At 60.5% G+C, this 20,884-nt stretch carries 19 protein-coding genes; 8 read left to right on the top strand and 11 right to left on the bottom strand.

Annotated features, from left to right (window positions below):
* Positions 1-51: 51 nt before the first annotated feature.
* The gene (locus tag AC1M7R_RS11125; protein ID WP_490610406.1) at positions 52-477 is read right to left on the bottom strand and encodes a VOC family protein; all 426 of its coding nucleotides are present in this window, start codon (positions 475-477) and stop codon (positions 52-54) included.
* A 163-nt stretch (positions 478-640) separates the two neighbouring features.
* Here AC1M7R_RS11125 and nudK point away from each other — a divergent pair, with 163 nt between their 5' ends.
* The gene (gene nudK / locus AC1M7R_RS11120) at positions 641-1,237 is read left to right on the top strand and encodes a GDP-mannose pyrophosphatase NudK (RefSeq protein WP_072397475.1); all 597 of its coding nucleotides are present in this window, start codon (positions 641-643) and stop codon (positions 1,235-1,237) included.
* Between the two features lie 23 nt (positions 1,238-1,260).
* Here the strand turns inward: nudK and ftrA are convergent, their stop codons facing one another.
* Entirely contained in the window at positions 1,261-2,256 is a 996-nt protein-coding gene (gene ftrA, locus AC1M7R_RS11115; protein WP_072431325.1) for a transcriptional regulator FtrA, read from the bottom strand.
* 328 nt (positions 2,257-2,584) lie between these two features.
* On the opposite strand from ftrA, the gene AC1M7R_RS11110 reads away from it, so the two are divergent.
* The 5 genes from AC1M7R_RS11110 (at position 2,585) to AC1M7R_RS11090 (ending at position 7,482) form a co-directional block, all read left to right on the top strand.
* The gene (locus AC1M7R_RS11110; protein WP_072397471.1) at positions 2,585-3,811 is read left to right on the top strand and encodes a cation:proton antiporter domain-containing protein; all 1,227 of its coding nucleotides are present in this window, start codon (positions 2,585-2,587) and stop codon (positions 3,809-3,811) included.
* A 58-nt stretch (positions 3,812-3,869) separates the two neighbouring features.
* On the top strand, positions 3,870-4,664 hold the full coding sequence (locus AC1M7R_RS11105; RefSeq protein ID WP_072397461.1) for a HalD/BesD family halogenase: 795 nt from the start codon (positions 3,870-3,872) through the stop codon (positions 4,662-4,664).
* A gap of 82 nt (positions 4,665-4,746) precedes the next feature.
* Complete coding sequence (locus AC1M7R_RS11100; RefSeq protein ID WP_072397459.1) at positions 4,747-5,493, top strand: iron-containing redox enzyme family protein; 747 nt, start codon at positions 4,747-4,749, stop codon at positions 5,491-5,493.
* A complete protein-coding gene (gene rarD / locus AC1M7R_RS11095; protein WP_072397457.1) occupies positions 5,490-6,419 on the top strand; it encodes an EamA family transporter RarD in 930 nt (309 codons plus the stop codon). Before AC1M7R_RS11100 ends, rarD begins: the two co-directional genes overlap by 4 nt.
* Positions 6,420-6,492: 73 nt before the next feature.
* Positions 6,493-7,482, top strand: a complete 990-nt coding sequence (locus tag AC1M7R_RS11090; RefSeq protein ID WP_072397455.1) for an aspartate-semialdehyde dehydrogenase — start codon at positions 6,493-6,495, stop codon at positions 7,480-7,482.
* A 59-nt stretch (positions 7,483-7,541) separates the two neighbouring features.
* Here the strand turns inward: AC1M7R_RS11090 and AC1M7R_RS11085 are convergent, their stop codons facing one another.
* Entirely contained in the window at positions 7,542-9,755 is a 2,214-nt protein-coding gene (locus AC1M7R_RS11085) for an LTA synthase family protein (RefSeq protein ID WP_083526362.1), read from the bottom strand.
* A 228-nt stretch (positions 9,756-9,983) separates the two neighbouring features.
* Here AC1M7R_RS11085 and AC1M7R_RS11080 point away from each other — a divergent pair, with 228 nt between their 5' ends.
* Positions 9,984-10,886 (top strand): LysR family transcriptional regulator, encoded by a 903-nt coding sequence (locus AC1M7R_RS11080; protein WP_490610405.1) that lies wholly within the window; start codon positions 9,984-9,986, stop codon positions 10,884-10,886.
* A 126-nt stretch (positions 10,887-11,012) separates the two neighbouring features.
* On the top strand, positions 11,013-11,639 hold the full coding sequence (locus AC1M7R_RS11075; protein WP_072431329.1) for a glutathione S-transferase family protein: 627 nt from the start codon (positions 11,013-11,015) through the stop codon (positions 11,637-11,639).
* 78 nt (positions 11,640-11,717) lie between these two features.
* Here AC1M7R_RS11075 and AC1M7R_RS11070 read toward each other — a convergent pair whose 3' ends face one another.
* From AC1M7R_RS11070 to AC1M7R_RS11035, 8 genes are read right to left on the bottom strand one after another with little or no spacing between them, the layout of a single operon-like run.
* Positions 11,718-12,848, bottom strand: coding sequence for a glycosyltransferase family 4 protein (locus AC1M7R_RS11070; RefSeq protein WP_490610404.1), 1,131 nt, complete (start codon positions 12,846-12,848; stop codon positions 11,718-11,720).
* A gap of 1 nt (position 12,849) precedes the next feature.
* Positions 12,850-13,980, bottom strand: a complete 1,131-nt coding sequence (locus AC1M7R_RS11065) for a glycosyltransferase family 4 protein (RefSeq protein ID WP_072431331.1) — start codon at positions 13,978-13,980, stop codon at positions 12,850-12,852.
* On the bottom strand, positions 13,971-15,332 hold the full coding sequence (locus AC1M7R_RS11060; RefSeq protein ID WP_490610403.1) for a glycosyltransferase family 4 protein: 1,362 nt from the start codon (positions 15,330-15,332) through the stop codon (positions 13,971-13,973). The genes AC1M7R_RS11065 and AC1M7R_RS11060 overlap by 10 nt, the downstream gene beginning before the upstream one ends.
* Positions 15,329-16,594, bottom strand: coding sequence for an ABC transporter ATP-binding protein (locus AC1M7R_RS11055; protein WP_072431333.1), 1,266 nt, complete (start codon positions 16,592-16,594; stop codon positions 15,329-15,331). The genes AC1M7R_RS11060 and AC1M7R_RS11055 overlap by 4 nt, the downstream gene beginning before the upstream one ends.
* A complete protein-coding gene (locus tag AC1M7R_RS11050; protein WP_072397409.1) occupies positions 16,594-17,391 on the bottom strand; it encodes an ABC transporter permease in 798 nt (265 codons plus the stop codon). Before AC1M7R_RS11050 ends, AC1M7R_RS11055 begins: the two co-directional genes overlap by 1 nt.
* Positions 17,391-18,833: a mannose-1-phosphate guanylyltransferase/mannose-6-phosphate isomerase gene (locus tag AC1M7R_RS11045; protein ID WP_072397408.1), complete on the bottom strand. Its 1,443-nt coding sequence runs from the start codon at positions 18,831-18,833 to the stop codon at positions 17,391-17,393. The genes AC1M7R_RS11050 and AC1M7R_RS11045 overlap by 1 nt, the downstream gene beginning before the upstream one ends.
* 3 nt (positions 18,834-18,836) lie before the next feature.
* Complete coding sequence (gene gmd, locus AC1M7R_RS11040) at positions 18,837-19,805, bottom strand: GDP-mannose 4,6-dehydratase (protein ID WP_072397407.1); 969 nt, start codon at positions 19,803-19,805, stop codon at positions 18,837-18,839.
* A complete protein-coding gene (locus tag AC1M7R_RS11035; RefSeq protein ID WP_490610402.1) occupies positions 19,802-20,716 on the bottom strand; it encodes a GDP-mannose 4,6-dehydratase in 915 nt (304 codons plus the stop codon). The genes gmd and AC1M7R_RS11035 overlap by 4 nt, the downstream gene beginning before the upstream one ends.
* Between the last annotated feature and the right edge of the window lie 168 nt (positions 20,717-20,884).

The following is a 20,884-nucleotide window of genomic DNA, read 5'->3' as shown; positions in this document are numbered from 1 at the left end:
AAGCCGCCCTGCCGTTAACGTGCTTACGCAAACGGATCTATCCGGCGCACCTCATCCCCGAGGGCCTGAAACAGGAGGCCCTTTCAGCTCCACCTTGTTGCCATCCGGATCATGGCAATAGATGGACGGACCGTTGCCTTCAGCCCCGTAACGCGTGGCGGCTTTCTCCGCCGGTACGCCTACCGACGCCAGGTACTGAAGGATATCTTCCTCGACGAACGGTTCGATGCGCAGGCAGACGTGGTCCACGTTCGAATGCTGATGATCGGCGAATCCGCCGCCCTCCCGGTCGAGGGGACCGTTCAGGTCCACCAGGTCGATCAGCGAAGAACCTGCGGCGAGGTGAATCATGCCCAGGTCATCGCGACGCTTCTGGATGGGGCATCCGAGTTTTTCCGTATAGAACTCCAGGCTGCGGTCCATGTCGAGAATACGCAGTACGACATGGTCGATATGACTGACTTTGAAGGGAGTCATTTTCCTATCTCCAGGGGGCGGGGTCTTCTCCAGTTGCCTGGGCCGGTGAGGCATGGACAAGACTATCAGGAAGTCGTCCGGCACGATTTGTTGTCTGTTCAAGTCGACAGGCTGGCAGGTGCGCTATCGTGCCTTTGGTTTTTCATCCTGATGGAGCGGCTCAATGACACAGGCAAGCAATACCCGGGATCGTGTCCGTATCAAGCAGGTCGAGGTCCTCTCGGACAATTGGTATGTGCTGCGCAAGACTACCTATGACTACCTCGGCCGCAATGGCCAGTGGCGCGAGCTGACGCGCGAGACGTATGACCGCGGCAATGGCGCCACTATCCTCCTGTATAGCAAGGCCAAGCAGACCGTGGTGCTGACCCGGCAGTTTCGCTTCCCCGCTTTCGTCAACGGGCACGATGGCCTGTTGATCGAGACCTGCGCCGGCCTGTTGGACAATGACGATCCGCACACCTGCATCCGCAAGGAAACCCAGGAGGAAACCGGTTACGTCGTCCAGCATGTGCGCAAGGTGTTCGACGCATTCATGAGCCCGGGGTCGGTGACCGAACGGGTGCATTTTTTCGTCGGCGAATATTTCGACGAAGACAAGCAACACGAGGGCGGTGGGCTTGAGGCCGAGGGCGAAGAGATCGAAGTGCTGGAACTCCCGCTCGATCAGGCCCTCGGCATGATCGAGACCGGAGAAATCTGCGACGGCAAGACCATCATGCTGCTGCAGTACGCCAAATTGCATCGGCTGTTGGATTAGATCCGGCAGGGCGCCTGGTGGCTTCAATAGTTGGCCACCCAGGCCGCCTGAGCGCTGACCTCGCCGCCGCCGAACCTTTCCCGATAGGCCGAGGGCGGCAAACCGACAGCGTTCCTGAACGCCGCCCGGAAACTTTCCACCGACCGATAGCCACAGGCCTGGGCGATACCGGCTGTGCTCTGGTCGGTGGTTTCCAGCAGTTCCCTGGCCCGGTTGAGTCGTTCCTGTTGCAGCCAGGCCTTGGGTGAAAGGCCCGTGGTTTCAATGAAGCGACGCAGGAAGGTGCGCTCGCTCATGGCAACGCGGGCCGCCATCTCGCACACGCTCAGGGGCTTATCCAGGTTTTCGCGGATCCACTGCAGCACGCGACTCAGTTCGTTGCGAGGCGACTTGCATACGGGCGCGACGATGAATTGCGACTGGCCCCCCGTTCTCTGCGGGGCCATGACCAGGCGGCGAGCCACGGAGTTGGCAATATGGGTGCCGAAATCCCGGGCGATCAGGTGCAGGCAGGCATCGATGCCCGCTGCGCTGCCGGCGGAGGTGATGATTTGCCCGGAGTCGACATACAGCACGTTCGGGTCCACCTTGATGAGCGGGAAGCGTTCGGCCAGTTCGCGGGAAAATTGCCAATGGGTCGTCACCGTCTCGCCGTCGAGCAATCCGGTAGCGGCGAGCACGAACACCCCCGAGCAGATCGACAGCAGGCGGGCGCCCCGGGCATGGGCCCTCCTGATGGCTTGCAGCAAGGCTTCTGGGGGCGGATCACGACGATTGCGCCAGCCGGGGACGACGATGGTCTGTGCCGTTTCAAGCTCTTCCAGCCCCGCATCGACGGAGATCTGCAGGCCGCCCAAGGCATGCATCGGCCCCGGATCGACTGCGACGATCCGATGGCTGTACCAGGGGACATCCAGCTCTGGACGAGGCAGGCCGAATATTTCCAGGGCGATACCGAATTCGAAGACGCACAGGCCTTCATAAACAAGGATGGCCACAGTTCCGGGTTGAGCGTGCATTTGGCGTAAAATCACCGTTTATTGTCGTCTGCTGCACTGTAGCGGACTGGCCCATGTCCCTACAATCGCTGACAGGCAATCAGGAAAAAACAAGACGGTTGCACCTTACAAAGGTGACAGTCGCATGACCGGTGTCCACCCCAACACACCGGTAGGGATTGTCACCTTCCAGAATTATTCCTGCTTTATACAAAAAATCGATTGAACGAGTGGTTGATGCGCGCGCGCCCCATTGAGGTTTCTCAAGGATGTTGTCTGGCTGGCGATGGCGTTGCGGAAGTTTGACGGTTGTATCCGGATTAACCTGGACGTTGTGAAGGAATGGACTATGTTGCTGATCCAGATACTGTTTGTGATGTTGTCGGCAAAGCTTCTGGGCGCGGTATTCAATCGCTTGGGGCAACCTCAAGTGGTTGGGGAGATGATTGCCGGTTTCGTATTGGGGCCCGTCGTACTGGGGCAGTTGTTTCCGGTATTCCATCAACAACTATTCGATAGTCAGGCCATTACCCAACTGAAGGTACTGAGTGAACTGGGCATTCTATTGTTCATGTTCGTCATCGGTGCCGAGTTCCGTTTCCCATTGACCCAGAGCCGGACTGGTTTAAAGGCGATCATCATCGGTTGCTTCAGCATTGTCATTCCCTTCTCTCTGGGCGCCGCGATTGCCCCCTGGCTATTCGAGCATTTCGCCACGCCCCAGGTCTCCAGGCTGAGCTTCGTCCTTTTCATCGGCACGGTGTTCTCGGTCACTGCCTTTCCGGTGCTGGCGCGGATCCTCAAGGAGCGCGGGATGCTCGGCACGCAAACCGGTGCGATTGCCTTGTTGGCCGCCGCCATGAGCGATGTGGTGGCCTGGATGCTGATTGCCGCCGTGGCGATGGTGAACGGCCAGGACAGCAACTGGATGGCGCTGGCAGCCCGTGGCGCCTGTCTGTTGCTGCTGGTGGCGTTCTCTTTCCTGGTGCTCAAGCCGCTGCTGGCCCGCTGGCTCGCCGCCGAAGGACGTCTCGCACAGCCCATGGTGCTGGTGGCGTTGCTGGCCGGTGTGCTGATCTACGGCAGCCTGACCCATGCACTTCAGGTGCACGCGGTGTTCGGCGCCTTCCTGTTCGGGCTATGCCTGCCACGGGAGCAGCGGTTGCTGGACATGATCATCGAACGTCTGGAGCACGTCTCGCTGATCATCCTGATGCCTTGTTTCTTCACGCTCGCGGGATTGAGCACCACCGCTTCGGCGTTCTCCGGCCTGGGCCTCCTGGGATTGCTGGTAATCCTCCTGGTGGCAGTGGTCGGCAAGGTCGCCGGCAGTGGGCTGGGCGCTCGGCTGGTGGGGTGCTCCTGGTCGACATCGTTGACCGTCGGCGCCCTGATGAACACCCGCGGGCTGATGGAACTGGTGGTGCTCAAGATCGGACTGGACATGGGCATCATCGGGAACGGGCTGTTCACGGCCCTGGTGATCATGACCATCATCACGACGCTGATGACCGGTCCGCTGATGAGTCTGCAAAACAGGAAAGTGTTTTCTTCGTGGGCCCTGAGCAAACCGTGATGCGCGGTACCCACATGGATTTGTACAACCGACCGATAACAATGGAATGGAGCGATAAATGAGCGAACAAAAATCCAGCCTGGTAGTCGAGGTAATGGAGCAGCAACTTTCCAAACACTTCCAGGCCCTCTTGCAAGATGAAAACCGCATGAAGCAGATTCGTAATGAATTTCGCCGCGATGGGTATTTCAACTTCAAGAATTTCTCGTTTCTCCCCAAGGATCTTCTGCAGAACGTTCACACTGAAGTTCATGCGCTGTTGGATGAGTACTCGGTCCGTCGCGATGTCACCGTTCCCTCGACCGGTAATACCTATCGCAAGATGTATAACGTCAACCAACCGGAAATCGCCGAGGGTGGTCAATACATTCCGGCGCTCTACAAATCTGAATCGCTGCGCAATTTCCTGGGCAACATCGCCGGCGACGACCTGGCCTCCTGCTGGGAGCAGGAGCAGTACCTGATCACCAAGCTGAGCCATCCAGGCGATACCCACGGCTGGCACTGGGGCGACTACCCCTACACCATGATCTGGATCATCGAAGCCCCCGAGGACCCGGCGATCGGTGGCGTCCTGCAATGCGTGCCGCACAGCGAATGGGACAAACAGAACCCACGGATCTGGGAATACATCCTGAACAATCCGATCAAGTCCTATCACCACCTCAAGGGCGACGTGTACTTCCTCAAGTCCGATACCACCCTGCACCACGTCGTGCCGATCCAGCAGGAAACCACCCGCATCATTCTCAACACCTGCTGGGCCAGCGCCCACGACCGCCGCACCGACGTGGCCCATGAAAGTATCGAAGTGATCTGGGATACCAAGGCCAGGACCGCCGAAGAGGCCTGACCAGTGAACGACCGGGCGGACGGGTGTCCGTCCGGTTTTCTATTCGAATCAACGTTGCCCCCGGGGCTCAAGGAAGCAGGCCATGTCCATTACTCAAGAAACCTTTCAATCCGAAACCGCCTACGTCGTGCGCAACGAAGGTGTCGACCTGGAGCTCAAGCTGTTCATGGATGAGCAGATCGACTACATCCTCAAGCACCGGGCCACCGAACACCCGTTCCTCAATACTTACGCGCAGCACGGCCTGCCGCCGGAGCAGAGCAAGGTGCTGTACCTGGAGACCTTGCACTACTTCAAGTACCTGCCGTTCTACGTGTGTGGCATTTCCACCATCACCCGCGACGAAGCGGTATTGCGCACCATCGCGTTCAACGCCCGTGACGAACTGGGCGAAACCCAGTCCCACTCGGACCTGTATCGCAAGTTCCTGCTCGACAAGGGCATCAGCGAAGAGCAGATCGACTCCTACAAGTGCCTCCCCAGCACCCAGGCCCTGAACGACGGTATCTGCGCGCTCTACAGCAAGCCACCGCTGCAGAAGGCGCTGGGCGGCCTGTTCGCCGACGAAGCGATGTCGGCGTCGATGGTTTCCAAGTACAACGACGGCTTGATCAAGGAAGGCGTGAGCGAGCGCGGCCGTTTCTTCTGGACCTTGCACATGGAAGTCGAAGTCGGCCACTCCAATGCCGTGTTCAACGTCATGGAGAAGCACCTGCAGACCCCGGAGGAGCGTCGTCTTTTCGCCGAGGGCATCGAACAGTACCTGCACCTGATGGAAGTTTACTGGGACGGCATCGAGCGCAAACTCAACAGTGAGGTACGTCAATGACCGTCAAGAACGAATCCGGGCAAGGCGTGGCCTTCGGGCTGGGCGCCACACTGCTCTGGGGATCCTACCCACTCTGGTACAAGCCCCTGGCCGGTCTCGACGCCTACCACCTGCTGTCGTGGCGGGTGGTGTTCGCCGAGCTGTTTCTCGTGGCCCTGGTACTGGTGACCGCACGGGTCGCAACCTTGCGTTCCACCCTCAAGACGGTTCGCCCGACCAACGTGCTCACCGTATCCGCCGTGCTGGGGCTGTGGTGGCTGATGTACATCTACGGAATCATGACCGGGCGGGTGCTGGAGGTGGCTTTCGGCTATTTCCTCAGCCCGATCATGAGCATGGTGGTGTCGCGGTTGATCTTCAAGGAGCGCCTCACGACCTTGCAGACCTGGGCCATTTTCCTGGCCGTCACGGGCGTGACCCTCATGGCGTTCGAGCTGCTGAACCTGCATTCCTTCCCTTGGATCGCATTGGTCATCGGCTTCTGCTATTCCTTCTACGGCATCTTCAAGAAGAAGGTTCCCGGCGATCCGGTGGTCATCCAGACCCTCGAAATCGCGGTACTGTTGCCGTTCGCGGCAGTGTTCCTGCTCTGGGCACAGGCCCAGGGGATGGGGCATCAGTTCCTGCAGTCGGGTACCCGGGATCTGCTGCTGGTTGCGACGGGGCTGATCACAGTATTGCCTTTGTGGTGGTACAGTCTGGCTGCCAAGCAACTGTCGATGATCACGCTGGGCTTCTTGCAATTTGTCCCGCCAATCTGCAACTTCCTGTTGGCGGCGTTCGTTTATGGTGAACCGGTCTCGTCGTTGAAACTGGCGGCTTTCTCGTTCATCTGGCTGGCGCTTGCGCTGTTTACCTGGAACTCCATCCGGGTCCAGCGCGCAGCGGCAGCCGCCAGGTTGTCCGTGCAGATGCGCACGGCATGACGTACCTGCCCGTGCCGCCGCCTGGCGGCGCGGGTTTGTCGGATAAGGTTTTGGATAAGGGAATCGAGTCGAAATGAAGAAAGTGGCCGTAGTGGGTTGTACCGGTGCAGTGGGCATGACCATGCTGCAATTGCTTGAGAACACCGATTACGAAGTGGTCTGCATGGCCTCTGAGCGTTCGGCGGGCAAGCGTTTGAAAGCGGGCAATACCGAGCACCTGATCGAACCCTTTTCGGTCGAAGGCTGTGCCTCGTGCGATATCGTTTTCCTGTGTGTTTCCGGCTCCTTCGCCCTGGAATATGGCGAGCGTCTGGCCGAAAACTCCTATGTCATCGACAACTCGTCGGCTTTCCGTTACCACAAGGACATTCCGCTGCTGGTGCCGCCGATCAACGGCCAGCGCTACAAGGGTGAGAAACTCATCGCCAACCCCAACTGCTCCTCGGCCATCGCGCTGATGGTACTGGGACCGCTGCATGACACCTATGGGCTGGAAAGCGCCATCATCTCCACCTACCAGGCCGCCAGCGGTGCGGGTCAGCCGGCCATGCTGGAACTGCGGGAGAAGGCCAAGGCCTTCAGCGATTATGGCGACCAGGACGGCAGCGAGAACTTCGCCCATAACCTGGCGTTCAACGTGATTCCCCAGGTCGATTCGTTCGAAGACAACGGCTACACCCGTGAAGAAATGAAAGTGGTCTGGGAGCTGCGCAAGGTCCTGGACGAGCCGGAACTGGCCATCAGCACCACCGCCGTCCGGGTGCCAACCCTGCGTTCCCACGCCGAGAGCCTGAGCCTGCGCTTCAGCAAGCCGATCAAGTCACTGGAGCAGGTGCGCGAATTGTTGCGCGCCGCGCCGGGGGTCGAGGTGGTGGATGAGCCTGCGAAGAGCATCTACCCGATGCCGATGACATCTACCTACAAGCACGCCGTGGAAGTCGGGCGGATCCGCTACAACCTGATCTATGGCGAGCACGGGCTGGACCTGTTCATCAGCGGCGACCAACTGCTGCGTGGTGCGGCGCTGAACGCGTTCGAGATCATGCAGTTGGTCAATGACTGATCGATCAACGCCCTGAACAGAAAACGCGCAGCCACATCCAGTGACTGCGCGTTTTTTGTTCAACTGGATTGCGCTTCGCTGTCGTCCTGCATGTCGTCCAGGTATTCCGGCTGGTCCGTCTGCTCCGGCAGTTCGGTGACGACGCTGAAGTCACTGATTTCGATGGCACCCTCCCCATGGCCCAGCAAGTGGAAGGAAAACGCCTTGCGCGCTTGAGGGTTATCGAAACTGATGTCCATCACCAGCGGCTGATCGGAGGTCACCGCCACGTCTGTCGGCAGGTCCATCGGCACATCCCGTTCGAACTCCTTGGCCTTGAGGGAAATGTAGGCCGCATGGTTCGCGTCCACGGCGCGGATATTCAGGCTGACACGGGTCTGGGAACCCTTGGGCATTTCCAGGTACTGGGCGCCGATCAGGTTATCGGTCCAGTCGTTGGAAACCTGGGCTGGAAGCGGGATCCTCTCGGAGCTGCCGAACTGATAGCGCTGGTTCAGGGGCGTGGGCAGCAGGGTCTGGTCCAGTGCCACGGCCCGGGCCTTGATCAACCGGGCGCGCCGGCCGCTGTATTGCCCGGCATAGGTGGCCTGGTCGGCGACGAAGCCTTCGCTGGCGTAATAACGGCACCGTTGCAGGAAGTCGCACTCGGTGAACGTGCCCTTGCCGTCGTGATAACGCAGCTTGCCGTTGGTGAACGACATGATTTCCCGACCCGTCGCGTAGTCCCTGAACAGCGAGCGGCCGGACAGTGACGTAGGCACCGCAAAACCGAAGTAATCGAGGACCGAGGCGGTCAGGTCCACATGGCCGTGCACACCGGGCTTGATCCTGGGCAACGGTTCCGGCGCCAGCGTCAGGTTGAACCCCCAGGACGATGCCAGGCGTATGTCGTCCAGCCCGTGGGACTCGTCCGAGGTAATGACCACCAGCGTATTTTCCAGGATGCCCTGACGTTCCAGGCCCGCCAGGAAACTGTCCAGGGCATCGTCCAGGTAACCCACGGCGGCCTGCTTGGCAGTGTCGTAGCGCAGCAAATAGTCTTCCGGCGCGGAATAGGGCTGATGCGTACCGACCGTCAGCAGGGTGAGCATCCAGGGCTTGTCCGTTTGTTGCAGCTGCCCGACGTAGTTCAGCGCGCCTTCGAAGAATGTCCTGTCGTCCTTGCCCCAGGGGAAATCCAGGTAGGCCGGCTTGGTGAACCACTCCATGCCCAGGGTCGTGTCGAAACCGATATGCGGCATGATCCGGTCCTTGGCCATGAACCGCAGGCCAGCCCCTTGCAGGAAGTGAGTGGAAAACCCGTGCTGGCGCAGCTGCGCCGGCAGGCAGGCCCGGTTGCGCTGGGTCTGGTTCAGCATCTCGACACCCTTGGGTGTGCCGTCGTCGAGCTTGTCGTAGTCGCCACATAGCATTGCATAGAGGCCACGGATGGTCTGGTGGCTATGCAGGACATAATCGGGGGTGTTCATGCCGCGTTCGGCCCAGGCACTGAGGCGCGGCATCAGGTCTTCCTGGTAGCTGCTTTTCAACGCCTGGCGGTTGGCGCTTATGTAGGCGCCGGGGATGCCTTCCAGGGCAATGATCAGGACGTTGCGCGCCTGCCCCGGCGCTGCCAGCAGTCTTTGTCCATCGAGGTCCAGCCGGGTAAGGCCTTCCATTGGTGGAGTGAGGACGTCTTCACCGCCGTCGAGCCATAGCTGGGCCCGTTCCTGCCCGGCGGCAATGCCTGCGGTCACGAGCTGATGGGGCAGGTTGAACAGGTTCCACTGGTCTGCCTCGCTGGGGCGCCAGGATTGCACCGCGCCGTGGGCCAGCAACAGCAGCGTGGGCAATGCCCAGGCGTGGCGTGGCAAGCGTGGCGCCAGGGGCGGTGGGCTAGTCTTCTGGACCGCCAGCCAGAGCACCAGCGCCGTCAGCTGGAGGGCTGCCAGCCAGGGATGGGCGAAGCCACCGCTGGTGGAGTTCTCGACGAATTGCGGGTCGAGCAGGTAATGCAGGTCCGAAGGGTTGGGCATTCGACCGACCGCGCTGATCAGTTCGATATTGGCCAATGTCAGTGCACTCCAGGCCAGCAGTACGGGCAGTACCAACCATCCGGGACGACGGTGGAGCAGCGCGATCAGCAAGCCGCCGCTGCCCAGGTCCGACAGGTAACCCAGGGGCTCGGACCAGCCCAACGCCAGGCGCATGACCAGAGGAACGAGCAATACGCATCCGGCCAGGGCGACAAGGGAGGCGAGGGGATGGGTCAAAGCACGGTAAGTCTTGTTCATGAAACAGGCCTTTGAAGGGAGTCAGCCGCACACCAACCCTGGGAAGCAGGCTTGTCCACAGGGTTTTGACTTGTCATTGAAAAGGGAATGGTAACAAGCGAAGCCGTCTATGGCCGATTGTCCTGGCGCGTTGCGCTGTGGTTCGCTTGCCCGAGCCTCTACAATGGCCGTGCGGTGCGGCTTCGGGGGCGCACAAAACTTGTATCAGGATTTCTCGTCGGGGGATGGATGGACAGGTTCCAGGAAATGCAGGTGTTTGTCGCCGTGGCCCAGGAGTCGGGTTTTTCCGCGGCTGCGCGGCGTCTCGGATTGTCGGCAGCCAGTGTCACCCGTGCGGTGGCCGCGTTGGAACAACGCATTGGCACGCCTTTATTGGTACGCACCACTCGTAATGTGTATATGAGCGAAGCAGGCCAACGCTTCCTCGAGGACTGTCGGCGGATCCTGACCGACCTGCAAGAGGCAGAAGACTCGGCGGCCGGCAGTCACGCCCAGCCCCGCGGACAGCTGACGATTACCGCCCCCGTGCTGTTCGGCCAATCATTCGTTACCCCGGTGCTGGTGGATTACCTGCAGCAGTACCCCGAAGTCAGCGTCAATGCCTTGCTGCTGGATCGAGTTGTCAGCATGGTGGAAGAGGGCATGGACGTTGCCTTGCGGATCGGCGAGTTGCCGGACAGCAACCAGCATGCGGTGCGTGTCGGCGAAGTACGACGGGTCGTTTGCGCATCCCCGGATTTCTTTACTCGCCATGGCCGGCCCCGGCATCCGGAGGATCTGGAGCGCATGCTGGTGGTGGCATCTTCGGCCATTGGCCAGATCAGGCATTGGACCTTCCTCGACGCCGGGCAACCGTTGACGGTCCGGCCAGTGCCCCGCCTGGTGGTGACGGCCAACCAGGCCGCCATCACGGCGGCCTGTCGAGGCCTGGGGATGACGCGGGTCCTGTCTTACCAGGTGGCGAGTGAGGTCCAGAGCGGGGCGTTGGAAATCGTGCTGGCCGACTTTGAACTGCCGCCCCTGCCGATTCACGTGGTGTACCAGGGAGGGCGCAATGCGCCGGCGCGGGTTCGCAGTTTTGTCGATTTCACGGTTAACGCTCTGCGCAAACACCCGGCCTTGAAAGGCTGAGGCATTATTTCTCTTGGTGAAATGATGGATTGCGTTTCCGGGTGATTCTCCGATGTCCGGTGGAAGGGGAAGATGACCCCATCGACGCCGTTCTGCTGATGGCGTCACTTCCAGCGGAGTCGCCCCATGAAACCCATCAAGCTCTATCATTTCCCCCTTTCCGGCCATGCGCATCGTGTCCAGCTGATGCTTTCGCTGCTCGAACTGCCTGTCGAAGTGATCTTCGTCGACCTGGCCAAAGGCGCGCACAAGCAACCGGATTTCCTGGCCATCAACCCGTTCGGGCAGGTGCCGGTGATTGACGATGACGGAGTGATACTGGCCGATTCCAACGCCATCCTGGTGTACCTGGCACAGAAATATGGCGAAGGTCGCTGGCTGCCCACCGATCCGGTCGGTGCTGCCCAGGTGCAGCGCTGGTTGTCGGCGGCGGCCGGGCCGATTCATTCGGGGCCAGCCACCGCACGCCTGATCACGGTGTTCGGCGCGTCTTACAACGCCGAAGATGTGATTGCCCGCTCCCACGCATTGCTCAAGGTGGTCGACCAGCATCTGGGTGGTAGCGCTTATCTGGCGGGTGATGCCGTGACGATTGCCGACATCGCTGGCTACACCTACATTGCCCATGCTCCGGAAGGCAATGTATCCCTCGAGCAATACCCTCATGTGCGTGCCTGGCTGGCGCGCATCGAAGCCTTGCCAGGGTTCGTGGGCATGCCGCGTACCGCCGTGGGCCTGCAAGCACATGCCTGAAGAAGTGGTCATCATCTGGGGTGGGGGGACGGTTCCTCTCACCCCTTTGGCTTGTTTCCCCTTCGCAGAAAGACCTTTTCAGGCATAGCTGAGCGCTTTTTCCTGCAGCAGCCCTTCATACAACTCCACCCATTTGCGGCCCATTTCTTCAGCGGTGAACAACTGCTTGTAGCGGGCTTCTGCCTTGATACCCATTTCCTGGGCCCTGGTGGGGTTTTCCCACAAGGTGCGCATCGCCTCACGCAATGCCTCGGGCTGACTGGGGGGGACGACAAGACCGGTTTCGTTATGGATATTGATGTAGCTGGTGCCCGTACCGATCTCGCTGGAGATCATCGGCTTGCCGTACATCGCGCCTTCGAGCAGGGAGATCCCGAAGGCTTCGGAGCGCAGGTGCGAAGGAAACACGATGGCGTAGCTCAGTTCCAGCAGGGCCACTTTGTCCTCGTCCCCCTGGTAGCCGAGAAAATGCAAGTTACGTAGCCCCAGCGCCGCCGCTTGGGCATGCAATGCCTTTTCCAATGGACCTGCTCCCACGATGACGACCGGATAATCCACCCCCTTGAGGGCGTCGAGCAGGATATGCAGGCCCTTGTAGTAACGCATCACACCAACGAACAGGAAGAAGCGTTCACCCAGTTTCGCCCTCCACCGGGCCATGCGCTCGGCGTCGGGTTGTGAATAACGGGCTTTGTTCAAGCCATAGGTGATGACCCGGGTCTTTTCGCGATAGGCCCTTAGTACCTCGCTGGTCTCCACATAGTTGGGAGACGCTGCGACGATGCGATCGGCGCCGTTGAGAAAGCGCCGCATCAAGGGACGATACAACTTGAGCAGGTGCCGCTGGCGAACGATGTCCGAATGGTAGGTCACGACGTAGGGCTTTTTTATGAAACTGCAGAAGTGCACCAGGTCCATCATTGGCCAGGGGAAGTGGTAGTTGATCACGTCGACTTCAGCGGCCAGTTCGCGAAACTTCCTGAACACGCTGTAGGAGAAACCGGTGGAAGCCAGCTGGAAATCCATCCGGGTCTGATGGACATCATGCCCATGGATCCTGATCGGCCCGAGGGCGGGATGTTCGCTCAGAGTCAGCACCGTGTTATCGATGTTCAATCGGTCGGTGCTGTCGCATAGTTGGAAGATGGCCTGTTCGATGCCGCCAATGGAGTCGGGTAGATAAGTTCTATAGAAATGCAGGACTCGCAATTCAGCCTCCCAACACCTGGCGATATGCCTGGGCAGTTATCTTCGCACACCGTTCCCAAGTAAAAAGGGCCGCTTGTTGCAGTCCTGCTTCCTGACAGGCCTGCCAATGCAACCGATCCTCTATCAACCGGCACATGGCGTCACGCATGCCTTGCGGATCGTCGGGCTGGCAATAATTGCCTGCGCTCCCGGCCACTTCCGGCATCGCCGAGCAACGGGTCGTGATGACCGGTATGCCGCTGGCCATGGCTTCCAGCAACGGAAGGCCGAAGCCTTCATAAAGCGATGGGAAGATCAATGCCCTGGCCCCCGCCAGTAAATGGGCGACCTGTTCATCGGGCAGGTAACCTGCCAGGCAAACATGACCGCTGGCCATGGCCTTTTTCAACTCGTCGTTGAGTTGTGCGTGTTGCCATCCGCTCATTCCCACAATGAACAAAGGAAAAGCCTGACGGATGGATTCAGGTAACCCAGCGTGCGCCCGTAGGGCCAACGACAGGTTCTTGCGCGGTTCCAGGGTGCCGACACATAGGAAGTAGCGGCCTGCTTCCAGGCCATGGGCCTTGAGCACGGAATCGACCGTCTCAGGGCTGCGCGGGTGGAAGCGCGCCGCAACCCCCAGCGGGGCAACCCTGAAGCGCTCGGTCGGCAGGCCGAAATGTCGCTGTGCTTCGTCGGCGATGAACTGCGAGTCGGTCAGGATCAATTGCGCCTGTTGCACCGCATGGTCCAGCCGCCGCTCGATTTCCCTGAGCCGCGCCGGCGGTTGCGTATCGGGGTGGCGCAGGTGAGTCAGGTCATGCAGGGTCATGACCGTAGGCCCTTCGAAAGCCAGCGGCCACAGGCTTGGCTCGTGGTACAGGTCGATGGTCTCGCAGCGACGTTGATCGAAGCGCCGCTGTTCCATCCAGCGTCGCGCCCGATACGCGCCTGGAACCTGTCGAAGCAGGGGAGCAAGGCGCGAATAACCCGGCAGGGTCGCTTGCGGCAGCTGTGAACTCCAGCCCCAGCCATGGAACAAGGACAGCTGCACGTCCGGTTCCCGGGCCAGGGCGGTGGCCAGTTCCGCCACATAGTGGCCGATGCCGGTGCGAGGCCCCCTGAGGATTTGTGCATTGAGGGCTATCCGCATACCGGTTCTCTGTCGGCGAGCACATTGTGTCGCTCGATGCGTTCCACCAGTTGCTCACTGGCCTGGCGCCAACTCAACCATTGCCATTGATCCAAGGGGCGGGTGGCCGGAAAAACGCCGCTGTGCTCCATGCCGGTGACCAGGTCCGCCAGGCTTTGAGGATCGTCGAGATCGAAATAGGCCATGAATTCACCCCCGATTTCGCGAAACACCTCGATGTCGCTGCCCATCGCCGGAAGCCCGCGCTGCATGGCTTCGACCAACGGCAGGCCAAAGCCTTCCACATAGGACGGAAACACCAATGCGGTGGCTTGCAGGTAAGCGTGTTCCAGGCTCTGGTCCGAGGCATCGTTGAACACGAACAGGCGCCGATGCAGTTGTGGATGGCGACGGATGCGTTCGATCAGGGCTTCGCATTTCCAGCCGATCTTCCCGATGATGCACAGCCGTGCCTGCGAGCCGGCAGCCCAGGCCCGTTCGAATGCATCGAGCAGGTACGAGTGGTTCTTGCGTGGTTCGATGGTGCTGACCATCAGGAACACCGGTTCGGGCTGCTCGAACAGGCGCTGTAGCTCCCGGTCAACGGCGCCATCGGCGTCCGCCAGGTCCAGTTCGCTGCCCAGGTGGAAATATTCGAACCAGCGCTCCTCCACGCGCTGTTCGCCGATACGGCGCACCATTTCCTGGCGTACCTGGTCCCGGATGGTGGCGGAAATGGCGACATAGCCGTCAGCCGTGCGGGCGATCCAGTCGAACCAGCGGTTGAACACCTTGACCAATCCTTCGTCGCAGAATTGCGGATGGGTCAGGGGGATCAGGTCGTAGATCACCGAAACGATCCGGACGCCATCGCGCTTGAGCTGCTCGGCCAGCGGAAAGAAGTCCGCGTGCCAGGAGGAGTCCAGCAATACCAGGATGTCGTCGGGCCGGTGTTGCAGGGGCACGATGCGTTTCGGGGCGGGGTTACGCCTGAGGAGGTGATCGATCAAGCGGATCGGAAGACTCAGGCAACCGAAGACAAACAGCCGGCAGCCAATGTACAACAGGCCTCTGGCCCACCGGGAGTGGCTGAAGGGGCGTCGTGATTCCAGGGTCCGGTGTCTGAGCCAGAAAAGATTGGCTGCGCGCTCCAGCCACCCGCGTAGGCTGACCAGGTCCAGCCCTTTGTAGGGCAGTGGTATAAGGCTTTTTACTTCGTAGAGCTTGCCCTTGAGCATTACCACAGGCAAGCACTCGCGCTCCTGGTTTCTTGCTTGCAGTTCGTGAACCACATTGCGCACGACTCGTTGGATGCCGGAGTTGGCCTTCGGGTTTTCATAGACGTAGGTGCATTCCACCAGCAGGCGGCTCATGGCAGCTCCTCTTGTGTTAAAGCTTCGGTGGTGGACAGGCCTTGCCTCTGGATGCTGGTACGGGCCTGGAGCCAGGAGCAGCCGACGAAGTCTTCCTGACGGTTGTTGATGACGTGGAACACCAGCCCGTAGTCGCGCCACTCGAAATTGCGATCCAGGTGTGAATCCAGGCGCGACAGGCTCAACGCCACGGAATAGTTGCCCTTGCCCAGGCGCATGTCGAAATTGAAACGGAAAGTGACGTGTTCGCCGGCCAGCAGGTCGGTCACGGCCTGGTCCTGGCGATGGGTATTGATGCCGTACATGGGTTGTCCCAGGCGGTCCTTGATCAAAAATCCCAGCACCAGCCGCTCGATGTCCTGGCGCACTTCGACCCGGACCTGCAACACCACGGGCTGGCCGACTTCAGCCACTTCCACTGGTTGTCCCTGGCTGTTGAGCAATTGAACGTCGAGGATGCCGGCTTCGCCGGTACCGGAGATGGTACGCACCTGGCCATTGGCGAGCATCTCCTGGCGCACCACCTGGCCTTCGCGCTGGGCCAGCATGGCGTTGTAGTAATCCATCACTTCTTCCGGCTTGCCGCGCATGGCCATGCGCCCGTTTTCAAGCAGGATGGCGGTGTCGCAGATCGATTGAATCGCCGAGCGGTCGTGGGACACGATCAACAGCGTGGTCCCGGCCTTGCGGAAGCTGCGGATGCGCTCGAAGCTCTTGTGCTGGAAGTAGGCATCGCCAACCGACAGGGCCTCGTCGACAATCAGGATGTCCGGGCGTCGGGCGGTGGCGACGCTGAACGCCAGGCGCATCTGCATGCCGCTGGAATAGGTTCGTACCGGCTGGTCGATGGCGTCGCCGATCTCGGCAAACCCTTCGATCTGCGGCATCAGCGTTTCGATCTCCTCGACCTGCATGCCCAGCAACTGACCGGCCATGAGGGCGTTCTGGCGGCCAGTGAAGTCCGGGTGAAACCCCATTCCCAGTTCCAGCAGCGCGGCGACACGCCCCTGCAGCCGGATGTGGCCGCAGGTGGGTTGGGTCGTGCCGGTGATCATCTTGAGCAACGTGCTCTTGCCCGCGCCGTTGACGCCGACGATCCCCACGGCTTCACCGGGCTGGATCTCGAAATCCACCCCCTGCAGGACCCAGTGCAACTGATGGCGCTGGCGGGAAAAGGGGATCAGCCATTCGAACAGCCGGCTCCAGCGGTTCGGATACTGCTTGTAGGCCTTGCCCAGGCCACTGACGTGCAAATATCCCATCAGAGTTCATCCACCATTTCACCGCCGCGCAGGCGAAACATCCGCAAGCCCAGCACGCACAGCAGCAACCCGGCGACCAGCAACGGCAGCAGGGACTGCCAGGCCGGCCACTGGTTGTAAAGAAACAGGTTCTGGTAGCCCTGCATCAGTGCGGTCATGGGATTGAGGGCCAGCAATCGCTGGATCGGCTCTGGCAGGATGGTGATCGGATAAACGATCGGTGTGAGCCAGAACCAGAACTGCAGGCAGATGCCGAACAACTGCCCCACATCGCGGAAAAAGACGTTGAGGATCCCCAGCAGCAGGCCCAGCCCTGCGGCGAATATCATCTGCACCGCCAGCAACGGCAGCAATGCCAGCAACGCCATGCCAGGCCAGCGGCCGGTCAACAGGAGAAAGCCGAGGAACAGCCCGAGGATGATCGCGAAATTGATCCCCGCGTTGAGCAGCACGATCAGTGGCAGGCAGATCCTGGGGAAACTGATCTTCTTCAGCAGATTGGCATTCTCCAGAAACATGCCCTGGCTGCGGGTAGTGATTTCCGCGAAGAAACCCCAGGTGAGCAAGCCGGCGCAGAGGTAGACGCTGTAGGCCATGCCGTCTTCCACCCCCGGCAGGCGCGCACGCATGATGTGGGAAAAGATCACGGTGTAGACCAGGATCATCGACAGCGGGTTGAGCACCGTCCACAGCGCGCCGAAGAGCGAGTTGCGGTACCGGGCCTGGAATTCGCGCTTGACGCTGCCCAGGATGAAGCCGCGATAGCCCCACAGGGCGCGATGCAGGGTCAGCAGCATCAGACGGCCCTGCCGTAGTGGTCTTCGAAGCGGACGATGTCATCTTCGCCCAGGTATTCGCCGCTCTGCACCTCGATGATCACCAGGTCGATCACCCCCGGGTTTTCCAGGCGGTGGCGATGTCCGGCGGGGATGAACGTGGATTCGTTCTTGGCCACCAGGTGTGGGTCGGAGCCGTTATTGGTGACCTTGGCCATGCCTTCGACCACCACCCAATGCTCGTTGCGGTGATGGTGCATCTGCAGTGACAGTGCCGCGCCGGGCTTGACCACGATGCGCTTGATCTTGAAGCGCGGGCCCTGTTCCAGCACGGTGTAGCTGCCCCAGGGGCGGCTGACGGTGCGATGCAGGCGGTAGGATTCGTGCTCCTTGTCCTTGAGCTGGCGTACCACGCAGCGTACGTCCTGGGCGCGGTCGGCGTGGGCGACCAGGATGGCGTCGGCGGTGTCGACGATGATCAGGTTTTCCACACCCAGTGTGGCCACCAGCCGGCCTTCGCCCTGGACGTAATTGTTCCGGCTGTCGATAAACAGCGCCTCGCCGCTGACGCGGTTGTTCTGGGCATCGGCGGGCACCAGCCCGGCGACGGCGCTCCAGGAACCTATGTCGCTCCAGTCGAAGGCCGCCGGGATCACCACGACATTGCCGGAGCGTTCCATCAGGGCATAGTCGATGGAGATATCCGGCATCTCGGCGAAATGGGTGGCGGACAGCTCCTGCTGCACGCAGCCCGAGGTTTCCACGGCAGTGCTGACCGCCACGCAGGCCCGGGCCTGTTCGAGCAGTTCGGGGGCGTGGATCTGCAACTCGGCGAGCAGGGTCTTGACGGAAAAACAGAACATGCCCGAATTCCACAGGAACCGACCGCTCTCCAGATACTGAGTGGCGGTCTGCAGATCGGGTTTCTCGACGAAGCGCACGACCTTGGCCGCACCTTTGGTATCCAGGGGCTTGCCCCGTTCGATATAGCCGAAACCGGTTTCCGGCGTGGCAGGCAGTACGCCGAAGGTCACCAGGTGGCCGCCTTTGGCCAGTTCCATGGCGTGCTCCACCGAGGCCTTGAAAGCGGCTTCGTCGCGGATCAGATGATCGGCAGGCATCACCATCAAGATGGCATCGTCCCCATGCATGGCCTGCACCGCGAGCGTCGCCGTGGCGATGGCCGGCGCGGTGTTGCGACCCGTGGGTTCGAGCACGAAATGACCGCGATGGCGGGTCAGATTGGCGCTTTGATAGTGGTCGCGGCTCTGGAAGTAGTACTCGCGATTGGTCACGGTGACAATGTCGCCCCGGCCATCGAACAGGCTGGCGGCGCGACGGTAGGTCTTGCCCAGCAGGGACTGGCCATCGGGCAGGCGCATGAACGGCTTGGGTTGGCCCTCGCGGGATACCGGCCACAGCCGCGTCCCGGCACCGCCGGAGAGAATCACGGGAATCAGCATGGCCTACTCCTTGGCGACGCGTTTCATGTCCGCATCCATCATCATGCGGATCAGGGTGTCGAGATCGGTCCTGGGCTTCCACCCCAGGACTCTTTTCGCCTTGGCCGGGTTGCCGAGCAGCACCTCGACCTCGGCCGGGCGGAAAAACGCCGGGTCGATCTTCACGAAGTCGCGGTAATCCAGGCCCACATGTTCGAAGGCGATCCTGCACATTTCCCGCACGGTCGTGGTGACGCCGGTAGCGACCACGTAGTCGTCGGGTTTGTCCTGCTGCAGCATCAGCCACATGGCTTCGACATAATCCCCAGCAAAGCCCCAGTCGCGCTTGGCGTCGATGTTGCCCAGTCGCAATTCCTGCTGCTTGCCCTGCTTGATGCGGGCCGCCGCGTCGGTGACCTTGCGGGTCACGAACTCGATGCCGCGCAGGGGCGATTCATGGTTGAACAGGATGCCGCTGCTGGCATGCAGGCCGAAGCTTTCGCGATAGTTGACGGTGATCCAGTGTCCGTACAGCTTCGCGACGCCATAAGGGCTGCGTGGGTAGAACGGCGTATGTTCATCCTGTTGCTCGGCCTGGATCAGGCCGAACATTTCACTGGTGGACGCCTGGTAGAAGCGGGTGCCCGGACTGAACTGGCGAACGGCTTCGAGCAGGTGGGTCACCCCCAGCCCGTCGACGATGCCCGTGGTGACCGGTTGGTCCCACGAGGCCGCGACAAAGCTCTGGGCCGCCAGGTTGTACACCTCGTCCGGTGCGGCCTTGATGACCGCCCGTTGCACCGAACAGGCGTCGGCCATATCGCCATCCAGGTAAACGATCGCGTCTTCGATACCCATCTCTCGCAGACGCCAGCGCGAATCGCTGCTGCGTCGCGCCACCAGACCATGGACCTTATACCCCTTGTCGAGCAACAACTTGGCCAGATACGCGCCATCCTGGCCGGTTATCCCTGTGATCAATGCACTTTTCATTCTTTTTGTACCCGTATCTCCCAGTCGGACAGGATCGCCCGCAAGGATTGTTGTGTTGTTGTTTCAGGTGTCCATCCAGTGGCTTGTTGGAGCTTGGCAGGGCTGCCATACACGCGTCGTTGTTCTGCGCGGCGAAGACGCGCGGGGTCCTGGATCAGTTGCACATCGACCTGGGCAAGATCTCCCAGGTATTCGATCAGGCTGCGAATGCTCTGCTCGCGACCCGAGCAGATGTTGTAGATCTGTCCTGGCGTACCTTGGTCCAGCAGCGCCAGGTAGGCCGAGATCACGTCGTCTACATCGAGAAAATCGCGGGTGACGTCAATGTCCCCCACTTGCAGGCGGGGTGGTTGCAGGCCCTGCTTGATACGGCTGATCTGCCGGGCGGCGCTGGCGATGACAAAACTGTCCTTTTGCCCGGTGCCGATGTGATTGAACGGGCGCGCCACGATCACAGGCCAACCTTCGCTCATGCCCCATTGCAGGCTCAGCAGCTCGGCGGAAAGCTTGCTCACGGCATAAGGGTTGCGTGGTGCGGGAGTGTGCAATTCGGTAATCGGCAACTGGTGGTCGCCGACCTGGCCGTAGACATCGCCGGAGCTGACATACAGGAACGTGCCAGTGAATCCCCGGGCCTTGAGGGCCTGAAGCAGATTCAGGGTGCCAAGCAGATTGATCTGCAGAGTGCGCGCCGGATCGCGAAAGGCTTCGGGAACGAATGTCTGGCCGGCGAGGTGTATCACCGCATCAGGCACGTGCGACCAGAGATTTTCCAGGGTCTTGCCATCAGTGAGGTCGTAGCGAGCGGACACGGGCATCACTTGCCACGTGCAAGCGCAGGTATCCAGGCGCGATTTGATATGACGTCCCACGAAACCGCCGAGGCCCGTAACGAACAGACGTTTTTTCAAGCATCAGCCCTCTTGAGGCAAAACTTCGTCTGTCGCTGCATAAGTAGGAAATATCCGTAAGTTCGGAGAAATCATTCCCAAAAACAGCCCAGATGAAGGGTTTTGTAATTATTTGCTTATCAATCTGTGCCAATTTTGCGGCAATTTCAACACTGCAAGTCGTGACCG

The organism is Pseudomonas sp. MS01C9, from assembly GCF_058202755.1.
This window is presented reverse-complemented; position numbering and strand designations above follow the sequence as displayed.